This window comes from Pilosibacter rotomagensis (assembly GCF_045062245.2).
Lineage (GTDB): Bacteria > Bacillota > Clostridia > Lachnospirales > Lachnospiraceae > Pilosibacter.
Window position 1 is genome coordinate 1,426,356 of the sequence record NZ_CM170323.1, and the last position, 22,431, is coordinate 1,448,786.

The 22,431-nt window shown below is 47.2% G+C and carries 22 protein-coding genes; 17 read left to right on the forward strand and 5 right to left on the reverse strand.

Translation table 11 applies throughout. The features are described from left to right. Positions 1-155 precede the first annotated feature (155 nt). The 4 genes from ACI3EW_RS06335 to ACI3EW_RS06350 are packed head-to-tail and all read left to right on the forward strand — an operon-like array spanning position 156 to position 4,645. Complete coding sequence (locus ACI3EW_RS06335; protein WP_071143466.1) at positions 156-1,946, forward strand: ABC transporter ATP-binding protein; 1,791 nt, start codon at positions 156-158, stop codon at positions 1,944-1,946. Further along, complete coding sequence (locus ACI3EW_RS06340) at positions 1,940-3,658, forward strand: ABC transporter ATP-binding protein (protein WP_405581480.1); 1,719 nt, start codon at positions 1,940-1,942, stop codon at positions 3,656-3,658. Before ACI3EW_RS06335 ends, ACI3EW_RS06340 begins: the two co-directional genes overlap by 7 nt. A gap of 12 nt (positions 3,659-3,670) precedes the next feature. Next, complete coding sequence (locus tag ACI3EW_RS06345) at positions 3,671-4,258, forward strand: MptD family putative ECF transporter S component (RefSeq protein ID WP_006573907.1); 588 nt, start codon at positions 3,671-3,673, stop codon at positions 4,256-4,258. 12 nt (positions 4,259-4,270) lie between these two features. Beyond that, positions 4,271-4,645, forward strand: coding sequence for a metal-dependent transcriptional regulator (locus ACI3EW_RS06350; protein ID WP_405581484.1), 375 nt, complete (start codon positions 4,271-4,273; stop codon positions 4,643-4,645). Positions 4,646-4,705: 60 nt separating this feature from the next. On the opposite strand, the gene ACI3EW_RS06355 is transcribed toward ACI3EW_RS06350, so the two are convergent. Further along, positions 4,706-5,053 (reverse strand): helix-turn-helix domain-containing protein, encoded by a 348-nt coding sequence (locus ACI3EW_RS06355; RefSeq protein WP_405581487.1) that lies wholly within the window; start codon positions 5,051-5,053, stop codon positions 4,706-4,708. Positions 5,054-5,449: 396 nt separating this feature from the next. Between ACI3EW_RS06355 and ACI3EW_RS06360 the strand changes: the two genes are divergently transcribed. From ACI3EW_RS06360 to ACI3EW_RS06390, 7 genes are all read left to right on the forward strand, one after another. Further along, positions 5,450-5,827, forward strand: coding sequence for an RNA polymerase sigma factor (locus ACI3EW_RS06360; protein ID WP_405581490.1), 378 nt, complete (start codon positions 5,450-5,452; stop codon positions 5,825-5,827). Between the two features lie 329 nt (positions 5,828-6,156). After that, positions 6,157-6,552, forward strand: a complete 396-nt coding sequence (locus ACI3EW_RS06365) for an RNA polymerase sigma factor (protein WP_405581493.1) — start codon at positions 6,157-6,159, stop codon at positions 6,550-6,552. Between the two features lie 567 nt (positions 6,553-7,119). Further along, positions 7,120-7,284 carry a hypothetical protein gene (locus ACI3EW_RS06370; protein WP_405581496.1) on the forward strand — a complete coding sequence of 55 codons (165 nt, stop codon included), beginning with the start codon at positions 7,120-7,122 and terminating at the stop codon, positions 7,282-7,284. Between the two features lie 100 nt (positions 7,285-7,384). Next, a complete protein-coding gene (locus ACI3EW_RS06375) occupies positions 7,385-9,340 on the forward strand; it encodes a recombinase family protein (protein WP_405581499.1) in 1,956 nt (651 codons plus the stop codon). Positions 9,341-9,364: 24 nt separating this feature from the next. After that, a complete protein-coding gene (locus tag ACI3EW_RS06380; RefSeq protein ID WP_347463005.1) occupies positions 9,365-9,613 on the forward strand; it encodes a DUF6061 family protein in 249 nt (82 codons plus the stop codon). A 131-nt stretch (positions 9,614-9,744) separates the two neighbouring features. Continuing rightward, entirely contained in the window at positions 9,745-10,116 is a 372-nt protein-coding gene (locus ACI3EW_RS06385; RefSeq protein ID WP_368187804.1) for a BlaI/MecI/CopY family transcriptional regulator, read from the forward strand. Beyond that, positions 10,113-12,350 carry a M56 family metallopeptidase gene (locus ACI3EW_RS06390; protein WP_347463003.1) on the forward strand — a complete coding sequence of 746 codons (2,238 nt, stop codon included), beginning with the start codon at positions 10,113-10,115 and terminating at the stop codon, positions 12,348-12,350. The genes ACI3EW_RS06385 and ACI3EW_RS06390 overlap by 4 nt, the downstream gene beginning before the upstream one ends. Positions 12,351-12,421: 71 nt before the next feature. On the opposite strand, the gene ACI3EW_RS06395 is transcribed toward ACI3EW_RS06390, so the two are convergent. From ACI3EW_RS06395 to ACI3EW_RS06405, 3 genes are read right to left on the reverse strand one after another with little or no spacing between them, the layout of a single operon-like run. Beyond that, positions 12,422-13,597 (reverse strand): sigma-70 family RNA polymerase sigma factor, encoded by a 1,176-nt coding sequence (locus ACI3EW_RS06395; RefSeq protein WP_405581504.1) that lies wholly within the window; start codon positions 13,595-13,597, stop codon positions 12,422-12,424. A 36-nt stretch (positions 13,598-13,633) separates the two neighbouring features. Continuing rightward, a complete protein-coding gene (locus ACI3EW_RS06400; RefSeq protein WP_117504842.1) occupies positions 13,634-14,563 on the reverse strand; it encodes a hypothetical protein in 930 nt (309 codons plus the stop codon). Between the two features lies 1 nt (position 14,564). After that, positions 14,565-15,689: a DUF6076 domain-containing protein gene (locus ACI3EW_RS06405; protein ID WP_347463160.1), complete on the reverse strand. Its 1,125-nt coding sequence runs from the start codon at positions 15,687-15,689 to the stop codon at positions 14,565-14,567. 222 nt (positions 15,690-15,911) lie between these two features. Here ACI3EW_RS06405 and ACI3EW_RS06410 point away from each other — a divergent pair, with 222 nt between their 5' ends. The 6 genes from ACI3EW_RS06410 to ACI3EW_RS06435 all read left to right on the forward strand — a co-directional run bounded on the left by ACI3EW_RS06410 (position 15,912) and on the right by ACI3EW_RS06435 (position 21,770). Then, positions 15,912-16,532, forward strand: coding sequence for a CHC2 zinc finger domain-containing protein (locus tag ACI3EW_RS06410; RefSeq protein WP_117504838.1), 621 nt, complete (start codon positions 15,912-15,914; stop codon positions 16,530-16,532). Continuing rightward, the gene (locus ACI3EW_RS06415) at positions 16,507-17,898 is read left to right on the forward strand and encodes a DNA primase family protein (RefSeq protein WP_405581508.1); all 1,392 of its coding nucleotides are present in this window, start codon (positions 16,507-16,509) and stop codon (positions 17,896-17,898) included. Before ACI3EW_RS06410 ends, ACI3EW_RS06415 begins: the two co-directional genes overlap by 26 nt. Positions 17,899-18,267: 369 nt before the next feature. Beyond that, entirely contained in the window at positions 18,268-19,557 is a 1,290-nt protein-coding gene (locus ACI3EW_RS06420; RefSeq protein ID WP_405581511.1) for a plasmid recombination protein, read from the forward strand. A gap of 15 nt (positions 19,558-19,572) precedes the next feature. Next, positions 19,573-19,758 carry a hypothetical protein gene (locus ACI3EW_RS06425; protein WP_117515293.1) on the forward strand — a complete coding sequence of 62 codons (186 nt, stop codon included), beginning with the start codon at positions 19,573-19,575 and terminating at the stop codon, positions 19,756-19,758. An 88-nt stretch (positions 19,759-19,846) separates the two neighbouring features. After that, a complete protein-coding gene (locus ACI3EW_RS06430; RefSeq protein ID WP_015540908.1) occupies positions 19,847-20,077 on the forward strand; it encodes a helix-turn-helix domain-containing protein in 231 nt (76 codons plus the stop codon). Then, a complete protein-coding gene (locus ACI3EW_RS06435) occupies positions 20,058-21,770 on the forward strand; it encodes a recombinase family protein (RefSeq protein ID WP_485663363.1) in 1,713 nt (570 codons plus the stop codon). The genes ACI3EW_RS06430 and ACI3EW_RS06435 overlap by 20 nt, the downstream gene beginning before the upstream one ends. 278 nt (positions 21,771-22,048) lie before the next feature. Here ACI3EW_RS06435 and ACI3EW_RS06440 read toward each other — a convergent pair whose 3' ends face one another. Then, a complete protein-coding gene (locus ACI3EW_RS06440) occupies positions 22,049-22,381 on the reverse strand; it encodes a winged helix-turn-helix transcriptional regulator (RefSeq protein ID WP_405581520.1) in 333 nt (110 codons plus the stop codon). Positions 22,382-22,431 lie beyond the last annotated feature (50 nt).

The window sequence follows — 22,431 nt, forward strand, 5'->3', positions numbered from 1 at the left end:
GAGCAGGCCGATTAAATGGGCCCGCTCCTTTCACTTGGCCCGATTGGAGCATAACATACCTGATAGGTCGTAGACGATGCCAAGCGAAAGCAGTACACTTAAATCAAGAGGTTAGCAATAACTAATCAAAGAATTGATAAGGAGGTCTTGTATCCATGAAACAAAAATCCGGCGGGATTAAGCGGTTGATGGAGTTCACAGGAAAGCATCGTGGGCTACTCACCGTTTCCCGCATTCTATCCGGCATCAGTTCGGTCTTTATCCTTGGACCGTTCCTCTGCGTTTACTTTGCAGCGCGTGACTTGGTGGGCGTATTTGCCGGGACGCCGTTAGACACGAACAGTCTTGTTCGCTGGGGCCTGCTTGCTCTGGGGCTGGAGCTGATTGGTCTGCTCCTTTATTTCTCAGCATTGCTCTGCTCCCATGTCGTAGCGTTCCACACAGAGAAAAACCTGAAAATGGTGGCACTGAAACATCTCGCAAAAATGCCTATGGGATACTTTGACGCCAATCCCAGCGGAAAACTGCGGAAGATCATCGACGATAACAGTTTTCAGACCGAGACTTTCATCGCTCACCAGCTTCCCGACCTGGTGGGCGCACAGGTCACGATGATCGTGAGTTTGGTGCTGATGCTGGTCTTTGACTGGCGTGTAGGTATCCCTCTCCTGCTGCTCTTTGGCATCGGTTTCTTCTTACAGGGGTCCCTCATGGGGAAGGACAGCATGAAATTCATGCAGACCTACCAGGACTCTTTGGAAACGATGAACCATGAGGCGGTGGAGTACATCCGGGGCATTTCGGTAGTCAAGGTGTTCGGACAGACAGTGCAATCTATCACCAAGTTTAACGACGCCATCAAATCCTACCGGAAGTTTGCTCTGGCTTACACGATGTCCTGCAAAAAGGGAATGGTGGCGTTTAACTCAGTCATCAATTCCAGCTTCCTGGTGCTGGTACCTACGGCGCTTATTATCGGGTTTGTTTCCAACGACCTGATCGGATTTATGCAAAGTTTTCTGTTCTATGTGATCTTCTCTCCTGCTTGTGCAGTTATGCTTAACAAGATCATGTATATGACCAGCTACAAAATGCAGGCGGAGGAGTCCATGCGCCGCATCGACATGATTCTGACTGCCCAGCCGCAGGTGGAGACTTCTGCACCCAAACATCCCAAGACTTATGATGTGTCCTTTGAGAATGTGACCTTCGCATACGAAAATACGGACCATCCGGCGGTATCCCATTTGAGCTTCACGGCCAAGGCTGGAACAACTACCGCATTGGTCGGGCATTCCGGCTCCGGAAAAAGCACAACGGCCAGCCTGATCCCCCGCTTCTACGATGTGCAGCAGGGGGCAGTCGAGATCGGCGGTGTGGACATTCGGGAAATTCCTCATGCTGACTTGATGAAGATGGTTGCCTTTGTATTCCAGGACCCCAAATTGTTCAAGGACACCCTTCTGGAAAATATCCGGGCAGGCAGACCTTCCGCCACACGGGAGGAAGTCTTGCAGGCGGCGCATCTGGCCCAGTGTGATGATATTCTGGAGAAGTTTCCAGATGGCCTCGATACCGTGGTGGGCAGTAAAGGTGTGTATCTTTCCGGCGGCGAAACACAGCGCATTGCGATTGCTCGCGCCATTTTGAAAGACGCCCCCATCGTGGTCTTAGATGAGGCCACCGCCTACGCTGACCCGGAGAACGAGCAGCAGATCCAGAAAGCCTTTGAAGGGCTGGTCAAGGGCAAGACGGTCATTATGATCGCACACCGGCTCTCCACCATCCAGGACGCTGACCTCATTCTGGTAATGAAGCAGGGTGAATTGGTGGAAAGCGGAACCCATGACGCACTGGTGAAGCAGGGCGGTGAGTACGCCAAAATGTGGAGCAACTACACAAAGACTACCAAGTGGCACATCGGGAATGAGGTGAAAGTATGCTGAAACGGATGTTTGCCCTGAGCGATCAGGGATCAAGAGATTTGAATAAAGGAATTGCAGCCACTACGCTCAGCAATCTGTGCCTGATTGCCCCGGTCAGCCTGCTGGTCATGGTGATATGGGAACTGCTGAATGTGATTTCCGGGCAGGAAAGCAGTATGCGGGATCATGCGGCCTTGTTTATTTGCGGCACTGTGGTCATGTTTATCATTGTGTTTCTGACCCAATGGCTCCAGTACAACAAAACTTATACTGTGGCGTATAAGGAAAGTGCCAACCGCCGGATTGTCCTGGCAGAGAAGCTGCGGAAACTTCCGCTGTCCTTCTTTGGCCAGCGTGACCTTTCTGACTTGACCACCACCATTATGGGGGACTGTACGGCTCTGGAGCGCGTATTCTCCAATGCGATCCCGCAGCTCTTCGGAACGATCTTCATGTTTGTGATAACGGCCATCGGCCTTCTGGCGCTTGACTGGCGGATGGGCCTTTGCATTGTAGTGCCGGTGCCTGTGGCGGCCCTGGTAGTCTTTGCGGCAAAGAAAGCCCAGTCCAATGCCGAGAGCGCCAACATGGATGCCAAAAGAGCTGCCTATGACGGTGTACAGGAATATCTCGACACCATCCAGGAGCTGAAGTCCTGCTCCCGTGAAAAAGAATACCTGGAAGGGCTGGAAAAGAAGCTGGATTATGTGGTGAAGTGTTCCTTCCGCAACGAGATCGCTCCCGGTGCCGCTACAACTACGGCTCAATTCATCCTTCGGTTTGGCCTTGTGGCGGTTATGCTGGTGGGAGGCATTCTGGTGACAGCCGGTTCGTTGTCCATCCCCATGTTCATCCTGTTCCTGCTGTTTGCCGGCCGCATTTATGACCCCTTCACCAGTTGCTTCATGCTGATGGCGGAAGTATTTTCCTCCCTTGTCAGCGTCAAGCGAATGAAACAGATTGACGCGACCCCGGAGCAGACCGGAACCAATGTCTGCAATAACAAGGGCTACGATATTGAGTTTAAGAATGTGGTGTTCTCTTACAATGAGGAGCCGGTTTTGAAGGGCGTGTCTTTTGTGGCAAAGCAGGGCGAGGTCACGGCGCTGGTAGGCCCGTCTGGCAGCGGCAAGTCCACCGCCTCCAAACTGGCGGCCCGCTTTTGGGATGCGGACTCCGGAACCATTACCTTGGGCGGTGTGGATGTCAAAACGGTCGAACCGGAAACGCTGTTCAAGAACTATGCCATTGTGTTCCAGGATGTCATGCTCTTTGATGAGACGGTCATGGAGAATATCCGGCTGGGCCGGGGCGACGCCACCGATGAGGAAGTGATGGCTGCGGCCAGAGCCGCCCAATGCGAGGAATTTATCCAGCACCTACCCCAAGGGTATCAGACGAACATCGGGGAAAACGGCAGCGCCCTGTCTGGTGGCGAGCGTCAGCGCATTTCGATTGCCCGCGCTTTGCTGAAAAATGCTCCCATTGTCCTGCTTGATGAAGCAACTGCCTCTATGGACGCCGAGAGTGAAACGCTGGTGCAGGATGCCTTGTCGGTGTTGCTGAAGGATAAGACGGTCATGGTGATTGCCCATCGCATGAGGACAGTGGCAAATGCTGATAAGATCGTTGTTCTGGATGATGGCAAGGTCAGTGAGATGGGTACACCCGCTGAGCTGATGAAAAAGGGCGGTCTATATGCACACCTTGTTGAATTACAGCAAGGAAAATAGAAAGGAAATCTTATGGAACAACACTGGAAGTTAAAAGATTTAGGTCTGACAATCGTATTTTCCGTTATTTACTTTGCTGTGGTTTTGGCAGCTACGATTATGGGCGGCATACACCCATTGCTCTATCTGTTTGTAACAGCTTTAATTGCTCTCGTGGCATGGCTTCCATATATGTATGTTATGGCAAAAGTGCCGAAAGCAGGCGTGGTTCTCATTATGAACCTATTTGTAGCAATCGCTTTCGTGGCTTTTGGGGAGCTTGCGAATCTATTGCTTGGGAGCTTGATTGCTTGTTCTATTTTAGCGGAAATCATTCGGAAATGGGCCGGATATAAGAATTACAAAGGTATCATGATGAGTTATATCCTGCTTTCGTTAAGCAATATCGGTTCTCCGTTGTATGTATGGGTATTCTCTGACTATGCCATTTCAGAGGCATCCGAAGAAATGTCTGCAAATTATGCTGAGATATTATCAACCTTGACTTCTCCGTGGTTTATGGTTCTTGCTATTGCCGCAACCGTAGTTATCTCAATAATTGTCGGAGTTATTGCAAAAAAGGTTTACAACAAGCAGTTTGCAAATGCTGGGATTATGTGAGTGGGTGATAGAATGAAGATTCATGCGTCGGGCGAGGACTATTTAGAGGCTGTGCTGATGCTGCAAAAAGAAAAAGGCATGGTGCGCTCCGTGGATGTCGCCCGGCGCCTGGACGTGTCCAAGCCAAGCGTGTGCCATGCGGTGGCGACCCTGCGGGACGGGGGCTTCCTGACGATGGACAGCGACTATTTCCTGCACCTGACCGATGTGGGCCGGGAAGTGGCGGAGCAGATCTACGAAAAGCACCGTTTCTTTACCGACCGGCTGATTGAAGCCGGCGTAGATCCGGAAACGGCGGAACGGGACGCCTGCCGGATTGAGCACGTCATCAGCCAGGAGTCCTTTGAGCATCTGAAGGGTGCCTACAACACACATAAAGAAGAATGAAGGGGAAAGCGCCCGTTCATGGAAAAAGCAGTAACGCGGTTGGATTTCCACCCATCCGTGTTACTGCTTTTCTTCTTTGTTATCCAGCATCTTGTCGATAAGACCCAGGATAAGCTCCTGATCTCGTCGGCTACATTGTGTAATAAGCCGTTTAATCCTGTCTGTTACTTCTTCATCCGAAACTGCACTCGGAGCCAGTATCTCGTCAAAAGATGCTCCAATGGCAAGAACCAACCGGATCAGAACATTCAAACTTGGTTTTCGCCGGTCATTTTCTATTGCCGAGAGAAAACGAGGGCTGATATTTGCCCGTTCTGCAACCTGTTCACGGGTATATTCTCGCTTTTCTCTTGCGCATCGGTACGCGAAACCAAAGGAATAAACGGTTTGTTGTTTTTTCTTAGCCACGCTCCGTCACCTCACATAATAGTATTGTACTTGGATTGTGAGGTATTCAAAATGATTTATACGTTGCTTTTTAATAGCTACTCTAAGTAGTCATTAAGAGAGGAGCTGATGATTTATTAGTGGTTGCAAAAGGGCTTTCTATAACAGATATGGCCCAGATTTCAGCACATTTGAACCGGATTTCCGGCGAAAAAATATCACGCAGCATGTGCTGAATATCTACACACTTATACGGAACTCTGCGATGCTTATATTAACCCACTAATAGGGACTAACATCAGTACGGGAAAAACCTGTACTTATGTTAGTCCCTATTTTGCGATTATCGCACGGAGCCGTTCTCCCCCGTTTGTCTGCCCGCCCACGCAGACAAACGACAGAAAGGAGAACAGGCTTATGGCCGAAAAAGATTGGGCTGCGATCCTTAAAGACGAGGATCGTATTATTGCAAACTCTGACCGCCGGTTCCGGTATCACTGCTACTCCCTGGAGAGTATGAGCGAGGAACTTACATATAAGGAGCGGTCTATCTATATCCAGGATGATTTTACGGAGCAACTGATGGTGGAGGATTTTATTGATACCGTCCGAAACGAAAAGCTGGCTTATGGCTTGCGCCGCCTGACAGGCCGGCAGCGTTTCGCTATCGAGCTGGCCTTTTGGGAAGGGTATCAGTACAAGGAGATTGCAGTCATCTTTGGCTGCTCACCGGCAGCGGTCACACTTCTGCTTCAAAGGGCCTTTCACCGGCTCCGCAGCTTCTTAGCTGAATAAGTGAAAGCAAGGGCAGCATTGTGATGCTGTCCTTGCCTTTGCCTATTCCGTTCAAGAAATTTGTACGCCCCCTTAATTGAGGGGCGCTGAAATCTCCGATATGTAGAGGGACAAGCCCTCAGAAAATAATCGGAGGTGTTGCAATATGTTGAAAACCATTAAAGTAATCCATTTGGCCCCTGGTGAATCACTTCTCATCCTGACAGAGCCTGCGCCGCCCCCTGCGTCGCCTGGCGCTGCGAATGCCCAGCCCAGCCCGTTCCTTATTGATCCACAGGACGATGATAAAATCATCGCTCTGGTTCGAGTTGCATAAGGGAGGGCGCACTATGTATCTTGTCAAAATCTTAAATGCGGATCACCGCCCTGTCGATGTGGAAGTATCCCTTGAAATCTACCGCGTTTACGAGGAAAGCCGGAAGCAGGAGGAACGGCAGCGGTATGAGCGCCGGAAACATATCGAAGGGAAATCTTTTGATGATTGTCTACTGTATGATCTGGCTACGGAGCCGCTGGAAGAAACCGCCGAGCGCCTGGAAACCTTGCTGGAGATCGGCTGCATATTGGAGAAACTTCCTCCGTTGCAGCGGTGGCGTTTCATTCTCCATTTTTTCTACGGATACTCCTATTCAGAGATTGCCAAAATGCAGGACTGCAATAAATCGGCGGTCATGCGTTCCGTGCACTCCGCCTTGAAAAAAATCCGCAAAAAAGTTGCGGCGTAACTATCAACGATTACCCGTTTTCCCTCCTATATAGTGAAAGGGATTTTAAAGAACCCTTTTGACTGTGTACCTTGAAAAACAACGGGCAATCCGTTCATACTCAGTATTCAAGTTTTTGAGTGCTGCGCCGAGCATCGCATAGCACAAACGCGATAACCCCCTGCGGATGGTCAGAGCATCCGTCAATACGATAACATCAAAGGGGCCGAGCGGTCATTTGGTGGCTGATGACCGGCCTGTGGTGGACCGGAAAGTGCCAGGACGCGCAGCGCAAGGAACCGTGCCACTCACCGAAACTTACTGCGAATATGGTGCCAACCACCTATCGGCGGTATGCGGCGGCTTCAGCAGCCATCCGGCTGACTAACCCTGAACCGGCTTGAATATTCCCTGTATCGGGGGTGTGCTGATGGGCAGTCCTGCTGTCCAGAGAATACGATACAAAAAATAAGAGAGAAGCGGTGCTGCGTCGGGATAATCGGCGCAGCACTTCTTTGATATAAAGAGGTGATAAATGTTTGATTGGATTTCATACTTATTTCTTTTTGATTTTGGGAGAAATGGCTTATGGGAGATGAATGGAATGGCCTTGCGGATTTGCTTGCTGATTTAATCGAGAAGTATGTGGATGTTTTAGATATTGACAGTTTGCCAGACCCTAAAGAAAAGAAAAATATTAGTGAGTTTATCGATTTAAAGTGTGAATCTGTTGAAATCAAAAAGGCTGCATGATATAATTATATCGTGATAATATAGTCCAAACAATTTTGGAACTGGAACGATGTATGATATTATGTAGTGCACATCAGTGGCACTATGAGTGAGGTTGCTTATGGATAAGAAAAAAGTAAAGGTTTATACCTACACCAGAGTGTCAACAACAATGCAGATTGACGGCTACTCCTTGGACGCACAGAAGTCAAGAATGAAAGCTTTTGCAGAGTACAATGATTATGAAATTGTAAGAGAATATGAGGATGCCGGTAAGTCCGGAAAATCCATTGAAGGCCGAGTACAGTTTTCTCAAATGATGGATGATATTAAAGAAGGAAAAGACGGAGTTTCTTATGTCCTTGTTTTTAAATTATCCCGTTTCGGGAGAAATGCGGCAGATGTTCTTTCGACTTTGCAGATTATGCAGGACTTTGGCGTGAATCTAATCTGTGTTGAGGATGGGATAGACTCTTCTAAGGATGCTGGCAAACTGATGATTTCCGTTCTCTCGGCAGTCGCTGAAATTGAGAGGGAAAATATTCGTGTCCAAACGATGGAAGGACGTATCCAAAAGGCCAGAGAAGGAAAATGGAACGGCGGATTTGCACCGTATGGCTATCAGCTTGTGGACGGAAAACTGGAAATAAACGAGGAAGAGGCAGTAGCAATTCGCGTGATATTCGACCAATATGTGAATACCAATATTGGTTCAAATGGCATTGCTAAATATCTGGAAAATCACGGAATACGAAAAATACAACGGCAAAATGGAAAAAATCCTCTGTTTGATGCCCATTTGGTTCGCCTAATACTAAGAAATCCAGTATATTGTGGCAAAATCGCCTATGGACGCAGAAGAACAGAAAAAGTACATGGAACCAGAAATGACTATCATCTTGTAGAACAAGAGAACTATTTACTGGTTGACGGATTGCATGAAGCCATTGTTTCCGAAGAAATCTGGCAGGCGGCGCAGGTCAAATTACTTGCTCAGGCAAAAAAATATGAGCATGTAAATAAGGGAAAAGATACGAGAACTCATCTGCTTTCGGGTATTGTAAAATGCCCTGTGTGTGGTGCAGGAATGTATGGAAACAAATGTATCAAACACAAAAAGGATGGAACAAAGTATAAGGATTTTTATTACTATGGTTGCAAACACCGCACCATGACCCGTGGACATAAGTGCGATTACAGAAAGCAAATCAATGAGGAACTATTGGATGATGCAGTCGCAGAAATCATAGTAGCATTAGTCAGCAAGCCTAAATTTGCCATGATGATGCAGGAAAAAATCAATATGAAGGTAGACACTTCCACAATAGATCAGGAGGTGGCGAATCACGAAAAGCAACTTCGTCAGTATTATTCCACTAAATCCAAATTGATGGAAGAAATAGATTCGCTTGATCCTGATGATCGTCACTATATTAAACGAAAAGCAGATCTTGATGACAGGCTTTATCGAATGTATGATAAGATAGAAGAGGAAGAAAACCTTCTGGTTGAGGCAAGGGCAAAAAAGCAGGCTATTGAGGCTGAAAAGCTAACCGCAGACAACATCTACAAGGTTCTAATTTATTTTGAAAAACTATACGGGGTGATGAATGACGTAGAACGGAGAAGATTTATAGAAGCGCTGATTTCAGAAATACAAATCTTTCCGGAGCGCCAGCCCAATGGACAGTGGCTCAAATCAATCAAATTCAAGCTACCAATCATTGGGGAAAATATGGAATTAAGTTTGGACAATGATAAGCATGTGGAGACGGTTGTCTTGCTTTCCAAGGGTGAGGTCGACTCGAAAAAGATTCGGGTTGAGTTCTCTTTGGAAGATATGGATATGTCCGAGTTCCAAGATGGAGCAACCTATCCGCAGATCAAGGAGTATGTTTTGGAGCATACCGGGTTAAAGGTTTCCAACCTTTATATTTCTCAGATAAAGAGAAAATGCGGACTGGAAGTCGGCAAGAACTACAATCTGCCGAAGTCCGAGGATTCCAGACAGCCACAATGCCCACCGGAGAAGGAAAAAGCAATCCGAGAAGCATTCAAATATTTTGGGATGATCTAACATCCAGCAAAATGGAGGTTTCTTATGGATAGATTGATTTCTTGTGAGTTCAACATGGATAATGCCTGTGTGGAACTGGAATTTGCAAATGGTAGCATGATTGCGATTAACACCATCGCCGTGGAAAACGAGATTGCCGACAATATGTATCAGCGGTCAGAACTGGACTATCTGATCTACAATGATCCGATTGGATATGCAGACTTGATATTGAACGGTAATCCAGAAACCTATTTGAAAACTGTAACTGAATACAAACCGCTTGATAGCTAACCAACACCTTGCCCGTGGGAGAAATTCTGCGGGCATTTTTTGTATCTTTTCTGTGAACTCTATTGATTTTGATTGTCTAATGTGGTAGACTATCTATGGAGTCTAACGGTGTAGACATGGAGGGCATGAATATGGATTTTCCGAAGATTCACGAAAGTGAGTATAGGTTTTGCTTGATTATGTGGGAGCATGAGCCGGTTACTGCCGTCGAGCTTGTAAAGCTGTGTCAGAATCAGCTCGGATGGAAAAGGACTACAACTTATACCGTTATCAAGCGTCTTGGAGATCGCGGTGTGCTGAAAAACGACAATGGCACTATTACTTCTCTCGTTTCCAAAGATGAAGCTCAGGCGTGTGAGATCGACGAACTGGTTGAGAAGAAATTCGAGGGTTCTCTGCCTGCCTTTATCGCTGCTTTTACAAAGCATCAGGCTATGTCCGAAGATGAGCTTGATGAGATGCAGCGCATGATCGACCGCATCAGGAAAGGAGGTTCACAATGAACGAACTCTTTTTGAAAATCATCAACATGAGCATATCGGCAAGTTGGCTCGTCCTGGCAGTGCTGTTGCTCCGGTTTGTTTTGAAGAAAGCCCCCAAGTGGGTCAATGTCCTGCTCTGGGGCATCGTAGCAGTGCGGCTGGCTTTCCCATTTTCCATCGAGAGCGCATTGAGTCTAATTCCAAGTGCCGAAACCATTCCGCCGAACATTGGAATGAATACCACCCCTACCATCAATAGTGGAATAAATGCAATAAACAATGCTGTTAATCCTATCATCAGCCAGTCCAATACTCCGATGGCTGGTGCCAGTGTAAATCCTTTGCAAATCACCATCGGTATCTTTGAATACATCTGGATTTTCGGCATGATTGCACTTGCCTTATATACAGCTATCAGCTATTGGCGTCTGCATCGCAAAGTTGATACTGCCGTTCGCTACAAGGACAACATTTTCCAGAGCGAGAATGTAAAATCTCCGTTTGTGCTTGGCATCATAAAGCCAAGAATCTATCTCCCGTTCAACATGAACGGTCAGGATCTGGAACACGTTGTTGCCCATGAGCAGGCACACATTCATCGTAAAGACCATTGGTGGAAGCCTTTTGGTTTTCTCCTGCTGACTATCCATTGGTTCAATCCTTTGGTGTGGCTGGCTTATGTTCTGCTATGCCGTGATATCGAACTTGCTTGTGATGAAAGGGTCATCAAGGAACTTGGCAACGAACAAAGAGCCGACTATACCCAAGCACTTGTTGCTTGCAGCGTAAACCGCCGGATGATCGCCGCTTGTCCTCTTGCCTTTGGTGAAGTTGGTGTTAAAGATCGTGTGAAGTCTGTGATGAATTACAAGAAGCCTGCTTTCTGGGGTGTCGTTCTGGCAGTCATTGTTTGCGTGTTTGTTGCGGTTTGCTTCTTAACAAATCCTGTAACAAAGAATAATGGCACGGACGGGACGGTAACCGAATGGTTTGATTATCTTGAGACCCCCGATGAAATGGTATGGGACGGACGACTTGAAATCAATCTTCCGGAGTTTCCGGGTGTAACGTTCCGTTGGTATCCTGAAAAAATGGAGGCTGTAACTGAAGAAGGAATTGTACCTCTATTCCATGGCATGCCTATATGGAACACCTATTTCTGTGATCTAACAGGCGACAGAATCCCTGACCTCTGCTCCACATACACCTTTGGTTCCGGCATCATTGATAGTCGCATAATCATATATGACTATGCAAACGGAGCAAGCTATGAGCTATCTGATCGAGGATATTTCGATTTTACCCTCAGATTTAATGAAGCTGATGGATACCTCTATGTAGATAAAACAAAGTATAATACCGATGAACTGGTAGAAACAGGCCGACTGGTTTTCAAGAATAATAGTATTCAGATTGAAGGTTTTTCCAACGAAGCCCATCAGGTGTTCCGGGCTGAAATTCTGGAAATTCATGATGGCCATTATCTTGTGAAGCCCGTTGAAGGTAGTTGGGAATTGAATAGTGCAGACCGAATTGTGGTACCTATTAGCAATGCTCATCCATCACCAGAACCTGAAATCGGAAATGTAATCGAAATTGAATATTCCGGTGAAATCCTTGAATCCTATCCTGCACAAATTGCAGATGTTTATGGAATCAAGCTTATAAGGGAAGCCGAAACATGGGACTTAATCCCTATGGTTATGGTGAATGGAACATTGTATCTCGATACCGGTCACGAAAGCACAATAGAAGCAAGATGCGGCGTGATGGATGGTGAGATTACATCCCAAGTTGATGGAAGTAAACAGCCCACCGTTGACGATCAGTCCAATTTTGGTACAGGATATGGTTATCAATACGGGGCAACCGAGGGAACCATTGAACTCTTTATGAATGGCAAGTGGTGGATCTTCGCTACCGAAGAAGCACGCCAGGCAATTCTGTTTCCATCTACAGAGAATGAACCTTCAAAGTTTTATCTGACCATTGGTTCTGAAGGTGTTAAGAGCATCAAGCTTTCAATGCCAAATTCCAGTGGCGGCTTTGAAAATGCAGATGGTTCTCTGCTCAAGAAAGGCGAACGCATCTGGCTCGAAAACCTCGATGGCTACACTGATCTGCGAGGATTAACAATAACTGCCCTGGGTGAAAACGGAGAAATCATCTGGACAGCATCAATTCCAGATGAAGAAGAAAACAAAGGATTTACCCATCTGGTAAATGATGATTGGGAAATCACAAATATCGAATAATTAGTTCCCAGCAAATAAACCGCTGCAATTCTCATTCCAAAGTGGGATGGATGTTGTAGCGGTTTTTCTTTTTATGGTTCAAATGCCACCATTGTTTCCTTTGGTAGTTTCTCATTTTCACAGTTCAGAAGATAGGCTACGGCCTTGTTCGCAAAGCGGTTGGTTTTTATCGTATCCCAATCGGCAAGGTGGATGATCTCTGCTGTGCTGCTTTCAAAATCAAATGAAATCTTACCCCATTCGCCGTCGCAGTCTGCCTGGTATTCGTAGATTGCGGCGGCGATTTTCTTTTTTCGTCTGGTTTTGGATTTCTGTTTTAGCCGGACTGCATGGATTGCGCCCTTGGCAACCAACAATTCCGTCAGCTTGTCCACTGCTTTTCGGTAAGCTCGTTCTGCACCGCTGGCTGTACTGCCCTCAAACATAACCGCCAGTTCCTCAAAGGTGGGACGCTCTTTCCATGAACCGACACGCCCACAGGTCATGCAGATTGCCAGACGCTTCTCAAGCAGGGTCTGTTCCCGATAGTTCAGCTTCTCAAATGCCCGCTGTACCTTTTCTGCCTGTATACCATTCCATAGGATGTCGGTATAGTTCCAAGTATCATCCAGGGCAACATCTTCGCCTGTTTCTTCTCCGTCCTCGTCCGTCACATAGAATGGCTGCTGGTTACGGATGCCACGGACAACTTTCAGATATTCTTCCGCAAGGGCAAGATCACAGTTGTATTTCTTGGAAAACTCGCTGACCGCATCCTTGGTGTTATGGTACAGCCATGCCATTGACCGCACCATTTTATAATTGGTCAGAGAAGATACCGACCATTTTTCTTCGCCCATACGGAAACGGAGCATAGCATCCCGGATAAACGGATAAATGCAGGTGGCATACTCTGCACCCTTGGCGGGGTCGTAAACAATCAGCTTTTGGAGCATTTGCTCCCGGCAGGAGAGCTTTATATCTATAAATCGGTCTGTGTCGTACAAATCGCCGCCATCCACGCTAAGAAAGCTCTTGATACGCTTATTAAGCTGCGGTTCGTAGTGGTGGAGAAAGAACGAGAAATATATCAAATTCTTCTCCTGTAAGGCAGACAGGATATATTCGTTCAGACTGTCCACCACTGGCGGCTCCGGTTCCAGTTGGAAGATGCGCTCTGCCACATAGGGAATAATGCCGTCACCGTGCGGATTGGCTTGGTATTTCGGTATGTATCCAGTCATGTTCCATGTAAAATCATTCAGCATAGCGCACCTCCTTTCAAGTGAATCAGATGCTAACCATTAACTAATCTTAAAAGCGATGAAATACACAGGGAAATCAAATCCATCTCGTGTAAGAATCAGGGTCGCAACCCGAGCAGCCGCATTTGGATAAGGCAGCACATTGAATGGACGCTTTATCTGGAGTGGAAAATCGTACTGCCGCACATGATCGGAATATCTCTTCCAGAAGGATTCAAAATCCGCAGAGTTTACATATGCAACAAGGAAAGTAGCTGTCCCGAGTGCATTATAATTGACAATGGCTTTGTCAATATGAGCGTCAATGTACACTGTTGATACACTGTCCAGCTTCAAACCTTCAAATATAGCAATTTCTCGCCCAGCTTTGGTCAAGAGTATATCAACCTCTGCTGCATCCTTTCCGCTTGCTGATATGCCATGCCTTGTCTGGTCTTTTACTTCGTTATATCCCTTAAAAGAAAGCATATCTCTAAAGTAGTCGTTTATGGTGTTCTCAGAACTTGATGCGGTGAACGAAGCGTTCAAGCAAACGCGTTCGCCCACCTGTATCAAATCATCGAGTACACTCTGAGCTGCTGCCATATCAGCATTTAATCGTTCCTCATTTGATGGTGGAATCATTGTGGATTCGGCTGTACTGTCAGAAGCAAAATAGTAGACCTTTCGAACGAGAAGTCCCGATTCACTTGCCTTGAGCGCCTTTCCTATCGCATCTTGCAGTACGGAATCGAAAGACTGTAGTAATGCTATGTCAGATTCTGCCCCTTCAAATGTGAAATCCAGAGCGTTTTTATTCCAGTTATCACCTTTCATCCCTGCATAATAAGCCAGACCAAGATCTTCATACTCATATTCGCACCGTTGAAAGGCTTGGGCTACATGAGCTTTTCCGAATTGCTGAAGAAATTGAACAACACGTTTATTAAAATTTGCAGGTACACTGTATGTAAAATCAAATTCTCCCATCTCACATTCCCCCGATATAAGTCTGTTTTATGATCTTGGCTTCTTTCTTCAAAGCAGCCTGTTCCATCTCTTTTTCATAATCACCCTTGGCATAAGCAACATTGCTGACCGCCCGAAGCATCTTATCTTTTGCCAGCTTCTTCATAACCTCCGCAAGATCAGCGTCCAGAGTACCACGCTTCACATAGCGGTTTATGGTATTCAGCCGTTTCTCATAAATCTGCTTCAGCGGATGATCGTCCGCAAGTTCTCGCTGTTCTCTACCTTTCAGATTACCGATCTGACGGCAAGTGCGGTGCAGCTTGTCCCCCGGTGCATAGCCACCGCAGTATTTGGTGTGCCTTGCGTTGGTGGTCAGAAACCACTTGCCGCAGATCCGGCATTTCTTCGGTGCATGACCAACACATAAGCCCTCAAAAAGATCAGACCGGAACATCCCTACAAAGGATACATAGTGCATCCGCTTGACCAGCTTCGCAACTTTTTCGCCGGGACGGATGACGGATACATACTGAACGGAATTGTTCAGGGTAGACATCCAGGTATTGCCTTCCGTGATGGAAAACTCCGGCGGGAAATAGCTGCCGAACATTTTTGCAAAACCCTCTGCGGTGCGGTCTGCTTCGTTGCCGTCTGTTTTTTCTGCAAAATCAAGCATGGCCGTTTGGTATTCCCCAAGGGAGTATGCCAGATGCCCGAAAACTGCGGTATAGCGTTGGAGCATCATCGCATCGGTAAAGTTCTGGATTTCTTCAAATTGCAAAGAATTGGTTGCGGCTTTTATGGCAAACTCCACATATTTCAGCGCATTGTCCACAGTAAAGACTTTTTCAATCCGTTCTCTGTGCTTTGAGATATTCATATAGGAGAACGGCGGTGTTTGACTGAGAATATCAAGCATCGTCAGAGCAGCTTCCTTTGCAATAGGACAGAGTGCAGAAGCATCCTGTCCGGCGTTTAATATTCCAAGCAGCAGATTGATTTTCTCGCATTGCTCGTTTATTTTTGCAATGGTATTCACAGGAACATTCAGTGCATCACAGGCAAGCGTACCGACAGGAAATGTTTTGCTCTCATATATGACCGTATCCTGCCAGAAATCCAATGTCATCAATTCTTGATTCATGCTTGCCCTCCTGTCCTGTTTTTTCATTTTTCTAATTATATCATGTAAATGTAAAGAAATCTACGTCCTCAGATAAGTTGTCCTGTTTTTTGAAACAGGATTGTCCTGTCATTAGCCTGTTTTTTGAAAAATCCGTCATAACCATAATAGAAGGAGCGAAGCACCTGCCAATCACGGCGGGTGCTTCGTGCTTTCCAGAATATTATGAACGGAGGGTTTTCTATGACAATCTATGAAACCATCAAGGCGGCAATCAGCGTCAAGCAAGCCGCCGAACACTACGGGCTGAAAGTGAGCCACAACGGCATGGCTTGCTGCCCGTTCCACAACGACAGGCATCCGAGCTTGAAGCTGAATGAGGACTATTTTTTCTGCTTCGGCTGCGGAGCCAAGGGGGACGTAATCGACCTTGTGGCAAGGCTGTTCGATCTGAGCAGTTATGAAGCAGCGCAAAAGCTGGCTGCGGACTTTGGACTTGACCCAAAACCGCCCACTGCCGCAGCTATGGTCAAGCCGAAGCGTCCCTATATCCGTCAGTTACGGGAGGATGAAATGCTGTGTTTCCGGGTGCTGACGGATTATCTGCATCTGCTGGAAGATTGGAAAGTACGATACGCACCCAAGACACCGGAAGATGCTCTGGATGACCGTTTTGTGGAAGCCTGCCAGATGCACTGCTATATCGAATATATGGCAGATGTGCTGACGGTGGGTGATCTGGAAGAACGGGTGGCATTGGTGGACAAGCTGATGCAGGACGGCAAAATTGCTTTTCTGCAAGAGTACATCACACGAAAGAAAAAGGAGGTGGCGCACCATGGCGAAGAACCGGAAAACGCCTGATATGAATTTGCCTGTCTGGTTTGACGGGCAGAACATCAACGAAGCTCTGTTTTGTGAAGAATTTCTGCAGGAGCGCAGAATCATCTTCGCAAACGGAGCTTTTTTCACGCCCAATGGTCGAGTGACGGACGATCTCCCTCTGCGTGGGGAGATTTACGACAAGCTGAAATTCTGTGCCGTAAACAATATCCCCCGGAAGATCACCAACATTCTGGAAGTGCTGAAACTGGAAGCGCAAGTGCCGGACTTTCCACCGGAGCAGGATCGGATTCATTTGTCCAACGGTACGCTACTGCTGAACGGCACATTTACCGAGGGCAGACCGACTATCGTGCGAAACCGTCTGCCTGTTGTTTACAATCCTCATGCACCTACACCTGTGACCTGGCTAAAATTTCTGGATGGGCTGCTCCATGCGGAGGACATCCCCACTTTGCAGGAGTTTATCGGCTATTGCCTGATTCCCTCCAACAAGGGGCAGCGCATGATGGTGATTAAAGGCAACGGCGGCGAAGGTAAATCTCAAATCGGTGCGGTACTGTCTACCATCTTCGGCACGAATATGAAAGACGGCAGCATCGGCAAGATTTCTGAAAACCGCTTCGCCCGTGCTGATTTGGAACACATTCTCCTGTGCGTGGATGATGATATGCGGATGGAAGCTCTGCGCCAGACCAACTATGTAAAATCCATTGTCACCGCACAGGGCAAGATGGATTTGGAACGCAAAGGCAAGCAGAGTTATCAGGGCTGGATGTTCGCCCGATTGCTGGCATTCAGCAACGGTGATCTGCAAGCCTTGTATGACCGCAGTGACGGATTTTATCGCAGACAGCTTGTGCTGACCACCAAGGAAAAGCCAGTGGACAGAGCTGACGATCCCGACCTTGCGGAGAAGATGAAAGCCGAATCCGAGGGTATCTTCCTGTGGGCATTTGAAGGCTTACAGCGGCTTGTTACCAACAACTTTAAGTTTACGGAGAGTGACCGTATCCGGGAAAACCGGGAAGCGGTCAAGCGTGACAACAACAATATCTTTGATTTCATGGATTCCGAGGGATACATCCAGCGTAAAGCGGATGCGTCCATCAGTTCCAAGGATTTCTATGAAATCTACCGGATGTGGTGCGAAGAAAATTCCCTTGCACCGCTGAAAGCCCGCAGCTTCAGCGACGCCATGATTGCCAATGCCGGGAGATTCAATCTGGAACATTGCAACAATATCACCAACTCTGCCGGACGGCGGGTTTGGGGATTCATGGGAGTGGAAGCCATTGCACGACCTCATATAAATGGGTTTTACGGAGATTCGCCGTGTACGTACGTACCGGAGGACATTCCGGAGGAATGGCGGCAGGTCGAGTAAATCCCATTGCTGGTACGTATGTACGCAGCAAAAGAGCGTGAAACGCTCTTGATAGAAACAGCTCATTTCCTTTATTTGGGCTGTTTCTATTGCAGTGAAAGATTTGATTTTCACTGCCGCCGGGATGGGTGGTGTTTCGCAAAACAGCAGCTATCCGGGCTGAACAACAGAAAACGATGCAGACAGTTTTCGGGCAGTTCAGCAGAGGTCACCGCAGTGACCGCATTCCCCCTCGGGAGAGCCCTCGGAGAGCCCACGGCACTTTGCAGCCAGTATGGATGAAAGTGTAATAGTGGGTTATTACACTTTGAAAAAGTGCCGTTCTCCAGCCCTCCGCTGTCTGCAAATCTCAAAGAAAGGAAAAATCCAATGGCAAGAAATGATGGAATAGACCGTACCGTAGCCAGAAATCAGGACTTGGAAACACCGGCTGATGTGGCTAAGGTACAGGAACACAATGAGCGTGAAAAGGACAGCTACAGCAATCAGGACATCGTGCCGGAACGCACTTCTTTGAACGTTCATTTCAAAGCACCCATGGACGATTATGTAAAAATGTTTGAGCAGATGGAACAAGACGGCGTGATCTCCACCAGAGGTCTGAAACCGGATGCCGTCAAATACGGCGAGTTGATCTTCGATGTGAACTCCGCTTACTTCTACAACCACGGTGGCTATGAATTTGCAAAAGAGTTCTATGCCGATGCCTACAAAGCCGCCGTGGAGATCGTGGGCGGTGAACAGTATATCCTCTCCGCTGTGATGCACGCCGATGAGCGCAACCGGGCAATGTCCGAAGCTCTGGGCGAGGAGGTGTACCACTACCACCTTCATGTGGTTTATATCCCGGTGGTGGAAAAGCAGATCCTTTGGTCGAAGCGATGCAAGGATGAAGCCCTCCGGGGAACCGTTAAGGAGGTCATCACACAGGTCAGCCGCAGTAAGAAATGGGAGTCCAAGCTGGTGCTTGACGAGGACGGTAATCCAATGTTGAACGCAAAAGGAAAAAAGATTTTGAGGTCATCCTACAGTGTGTTGCAGGATGACTTTTTTCATTTCATGCGAGTTGCCGGATATACCGATCTGGAGCGTGGAGAACGTGGAAGCACCGAGGAACATCTGACTGTGACCCAGTTCAAGGTGCAGGCAGAACAGCAGCGGCTGGAAGCTGTGACCGGGCAGGTGGCACAGGCAGAACAGAATTTGGAGGATGCCAAAGCTGCCACAGCAAAACAGAAAAAGAAACTGGAATCTTTGCAAATGGAAACCAAGGCGGCAAAGACCATTGCGCTGACAGTGCAGGACATTGAAGCAATGGGCAAAAAAGCCACATTCGGAAACAATATCACGCTGACACCGGATGAATGCGACACACTCAAACGCTATGCGGTCAATGGCATTATCGCCAATGCTGACAACAAGCGTCTGAAAGAAAAACTGGCTTCCGCAGAAAAGACGGTTTCCATCTGGAAGCAGCGGTATGAAGCGGTAAACGAAAAATATATGGAACTCAAACAGAAAGCCCAACCCTTTCTGGATGCACTGGAAATCGCATCCGAAAAGGTTCGGGCTTTTATCAATTCTATCCTCATCAGAGGAAAGGAAACACAGGAACACGAACACCCTGCCCGGAAGCGTGGACAGGATATGGAACTTTGATGGAGGAATCGCCTATTGAAGAAATATTATGAGGAAGCGAAATATAATGCGGCATTTGACCGCTGTGTGGATGTTATGAACCAGATGCTCCAGAAATATGGACATCAGGTTTTGGATAAATTGGAGCAGGACGCACCGCAGGAAGTGGAGCATTCCGAGGAAAGTAATCAAGCGCAGCTTTTGACGGATAAGGCTGCGTAAAATTTGCAATTTACACGTTGCGTATTCACTATGGCTATGCTATAATGATTACGCAATGTGTATTTTTGCTTTTGTGGAGAAAAGACGGATGGATTGTAAAAACAGAATTATAAAGTTGCGTGAAAGCACAGGACTGAATCGGAAAGATTTTTGCAAGCTCGTCCATATTCCTTACCGGACTATGACTGAATGGGAATTGGACAACCGCCATGCACCGGATTATGTGCTGTGGCTTTTGGAGTATTATATCCGCAACGAGGGACTTATGGTAAAAGGAAGGAATGAGGGAGGTGGAGATTCTGAAAAAGAAACAACTTAAATGCTATCTTTATACAAGAGTGTCCACCTCGATGCAGGTTGACGGATACAGTTTGGATGCCCAGCGTGACAAGCTGCGGAAGTATGCGGCATACGAGGATATGATCGTTGCCGGGGAGTATTCTGACGAGGGCTTTTCCGGAAAGAACATTCAAGGGCGGCAGGAGTTTCAACGGATGCTGAATGACATCCAGGACGGCAAAGATGATGTTTCTTATGTGTTGGTCTTTAAGCTGTCCCGATTTGGCAGAAATGCAGCGGACGTTCTGAACTCTTTGCAACTCATGCAGGATTTCGGTGTCAATCTGATCTGCGTGGAGGATGGCATTGACAGCTCCAAGGATGCAGGAAAGCTGATGATCTCTGTGCTGTCTGCGGTGGCAGAGATTGAGCGAGAAAATATCCGCACACAGACAATGGCAGGACGTGAGCAAAAGGCTCGTGAGGGCAAATGGAACGGCGGTTTCGCTCCATATGGATACAAACTGGAAAATGGAAACCTTGTCATTGCAGAGGATGAAGTGGAAGTAATTCGGGTCATTTATGACCGTTACATTCACACTAATGAGGGTGTTGCAGGAGTTGCAAAATATCTGAACCGCAATGGTTATACTAAGAAACTAAGACAGAATAATACCATTCCGGGATTTTCAAGGGATTTTGTGAAAAATGTATTGTACAATCCTGTTTATATGGGAAAGATTGCTTACGGCAGACGAAGAACAGAAAAGAAACAGGGTACAAGAAACGAGATGCACGTGGTTGAGCAGTCGGAGTTCCCGGTTTATGAAGGGCAGCACGAAGCTATCATTTCCGAAGAAGATTGGTATCTGGCACAGGAAAAGCGCAAGATCAATTCCTTTAAGCGGGAAAAGGTCAATAATCCAGACCATGCACACATCCTGTCCGGTATCTTGAAATGCCCATGCTGCGGCAAGAGTATGTACGGCAATATCGCCAAGGCGCACAGCAAGGACAAGAAAACACGGTATTATTACTACTGCAAAAATACGGTTACACCGACAGGGCATGAGTGCAGTTTCCGTCTGAATATCGAGCAGATGGAAATCAACAAATTTGTGGCGAAGGTTATCTCCGCTATGGTCAACAATCCACGATTTGTAGAAGCAATTCAGGCGAAAATCGGAACAGCAGTAGATACAGAAGATATGGAAAAGCAGATTGCTGTCCTACAAGGGCGGCTAAAGCAAGCCTTTGGAACGAAAAGCCGCTTGGAGCGTCAGATGGATACCTTGGACATCAACGATGTCTACTATGACAGAAAGATTTTGGACTTGCAGCGCCGCTATGATGAGCAGTATGATACGATAGAGGAAATCGAAGCTCAGATTGGCGAATTGCAAAGTCAGATCCGCAGCATCCAGCAGGAGAAGATTTCCGGTGACAATATCTATCGCTTGTTGCTGGCATTTGATGAAGTCTACCATTCCGCAACGGAAGCGGAGCAGAAGGAGTTTATGAAGGCCTTTATCGAGCGAATTGAGATGTTCCCGGAGAAAAGGAAAGACGGAAGCTGGATAAAGAAGATTGTATTCAATTTCCCCGTACCTGTTGATGGTGAGGAAGTGAAAGAACTTCCCTTGGAAACTGAAACAACTGTCGAGACAATATGTCTCTTAGTTCTGCGGAATCCTGTGACACAGATCAACATTGATGTGGACGAAATGGTGTAGGATAAAAGAGGACTGGCAACCTATGGGCAAATCGAGGATTATGCGCTGAAACAAAGCGGCTTGAAGGTCAGTAGTCTTTATATCGCTTCGGTAAAGCAGAAACAAGGCATTATTGAGTGAGAAAACGACAATAAATCGAAATCCGAGGATGCCAGACAGCCACAATGTCCGCCGGAAAAGAAAAGAGCCATTACAGAGGCATTGAAAGATTCTGGAATGATTTGACTTCACATAAGGAAAACCCGAAGCAGCACGGTAAAGGTACTGCTTCGGGTTTTTTACTGTTTGGCCTTATATGCTTCGCCCCAAGCCCACATGGAGTCCAGAATGGGTTTCAGGCTTTTGCCGAGTTCTGTCAGCGAATACTCCACTCTCGGCGGGACTTCGGCGTAAACCTTGCGGTTTACAAGTCCGCTTTCCTCCATTGCCCGGAGCTGGGCGGTCAAGACCTTTTGGGACACATTGCCTACGGACTTTTTCAGTTCCCCGAATCGCTTCGTTCCCGGCATCAAGTCCCGCAGAATAAGCACCTTCCACTTATCCCCGATGAGGGTCAGCGTGGTCTCCACGGGACAGGCCGGAAGCTCAGTTTTTGCTTTTGCTTCGATCATTTCAATCCCTCCGAAAAAAATTGGAAGCGCCGAAACACGGGAGAACCCAG

Coding starts and splice junctions, on each gene's coding strand:
- ACI3EW_RS06395 (WP_405581504.1), bottom strand. CDS start 13,597: ATGCTGAATGATTTTACATGGAACATGACTGGATACATACCGAAATAC.
- ACI3EW_RS06350 (WP_405581484.1), top strand. CDS start 4,271: ATGAAGATTCATGCGTCGGGCGAGGACTATTTAGAGGCTGTGCTGATG.
- ACI3EW_RS06420 (WP_405581511.1), top strand. CDS start 18,268: ATGGCAAGAAATGATGGAATAGACCGTACCGTAGCCAGAAATCAGGAC.
- ACI3EW_RS06370 (WP_405581496.1), top strand. CDS start 7,120: ATGGGAGATGAATGGAATGGCCTTGCGGATTTGCTTGCTGATTTAATC.
- ACI3EW_RS06400 (WP_117504842.1), bottom strand. CDS start 14,563: ATGGGAGAATTTGATTTTACATACAGTGTACCTGCAAATTTTAATAAA.
- ACI3EW_RS06360 (WP_405581490.1), top strand. CDS start 5,450: ATGGCCGAAAAAGATTGGGCTGCGATCCTTAAAGACGAGGATCGTATT.
- ACI3EW_RS06345 (WP_006573907.1), top strand. CDS start 3,671: ATGGAACAACACTGGAAGTTAAAAGATTTAGGTCTGACAATCGTATTT.
- ACI3EW_RS06390 (WP_347463003.1), top strand. CDS start 10,113: ATGAACGAACTCTTTTTGAAAATCATCAACATGAGCATATCGGCAAGT.
- ACI3EW_RS06440 (WP_405581520.1), bottom strand. CDS start 22,381: ATGATCGAAGCAAAAGCAAAAACTGAGCTTCCGGCCTGTCCCGTGGAG.
- ACI3EW_RS06380 (WP_347463005.1), top strand. CDS start 9,365: ATGGATAGATTGATTTCTTGTGAGTTCAACATGGATAATGCCTGTGTG.
- ACI3EW_RS06340 (WP_405581480.1), top strand. CDS start 1,940: ATGCTGAAACGGATGTTTGCCCTGAGCGATCAGGGATCAAGAGATTTG.
- ACI3EW_RS06430 (WP_015540908.1), top strand. CDS start 19,847: ATGGATTGTAAAAACAGAATTATAAAGTTGCGTGAAAGCACAGGACTG.
- ACI3EW_RS06410 (WP_117504838.1), top strand. CDS start 15,912: ATGACAATCTATGAAACCATCAAGGCGGCAATCAGCGTCAAGCAAGCC.
- ACI3EW_RS06415 (WP_405581508.1), top strand. CDS start 16,507: ATGGCGAAGAACCGGAAAACGCCTGATATGAATTTGCCTGTCTGGTTT.
- ACI3EW_RS06375 (WP_405581499.1), top strand. CDS start 7,385: ATGGATAAGAAAAAAGTAAAGGTTTATACCTACACCAGAGTGTCAACA.
- ACI3EW_RS06365 (WP_405581493.1), top strand. CDS start 6,157: ATGTATCTTGTCAAAATCTTAAATGCGGATCACCGCCCTGTCGATGTG.
- ACI3EW_RS06405 (WP_347463160.1), bottom strand. CDS start 15,689: ATGAATCAAGAATTGATGACATTGGATTTCTGGCAGGATACGGTCATA.
- ACI3EW_RS06335 (WP_071143466.1), top strand. CDS start 156: ATGAAACAAAAATCCGGCGGGATTAAGCGGTTGATGGAGTTCACAGGA.
- ACI3EW_RS06385 (WP_368187804.1), top strand. CDS start 9,745: ATGGATTTTCCGAAGATTCACGAAAGTGAGTATAGGTTTTGCTTGATT.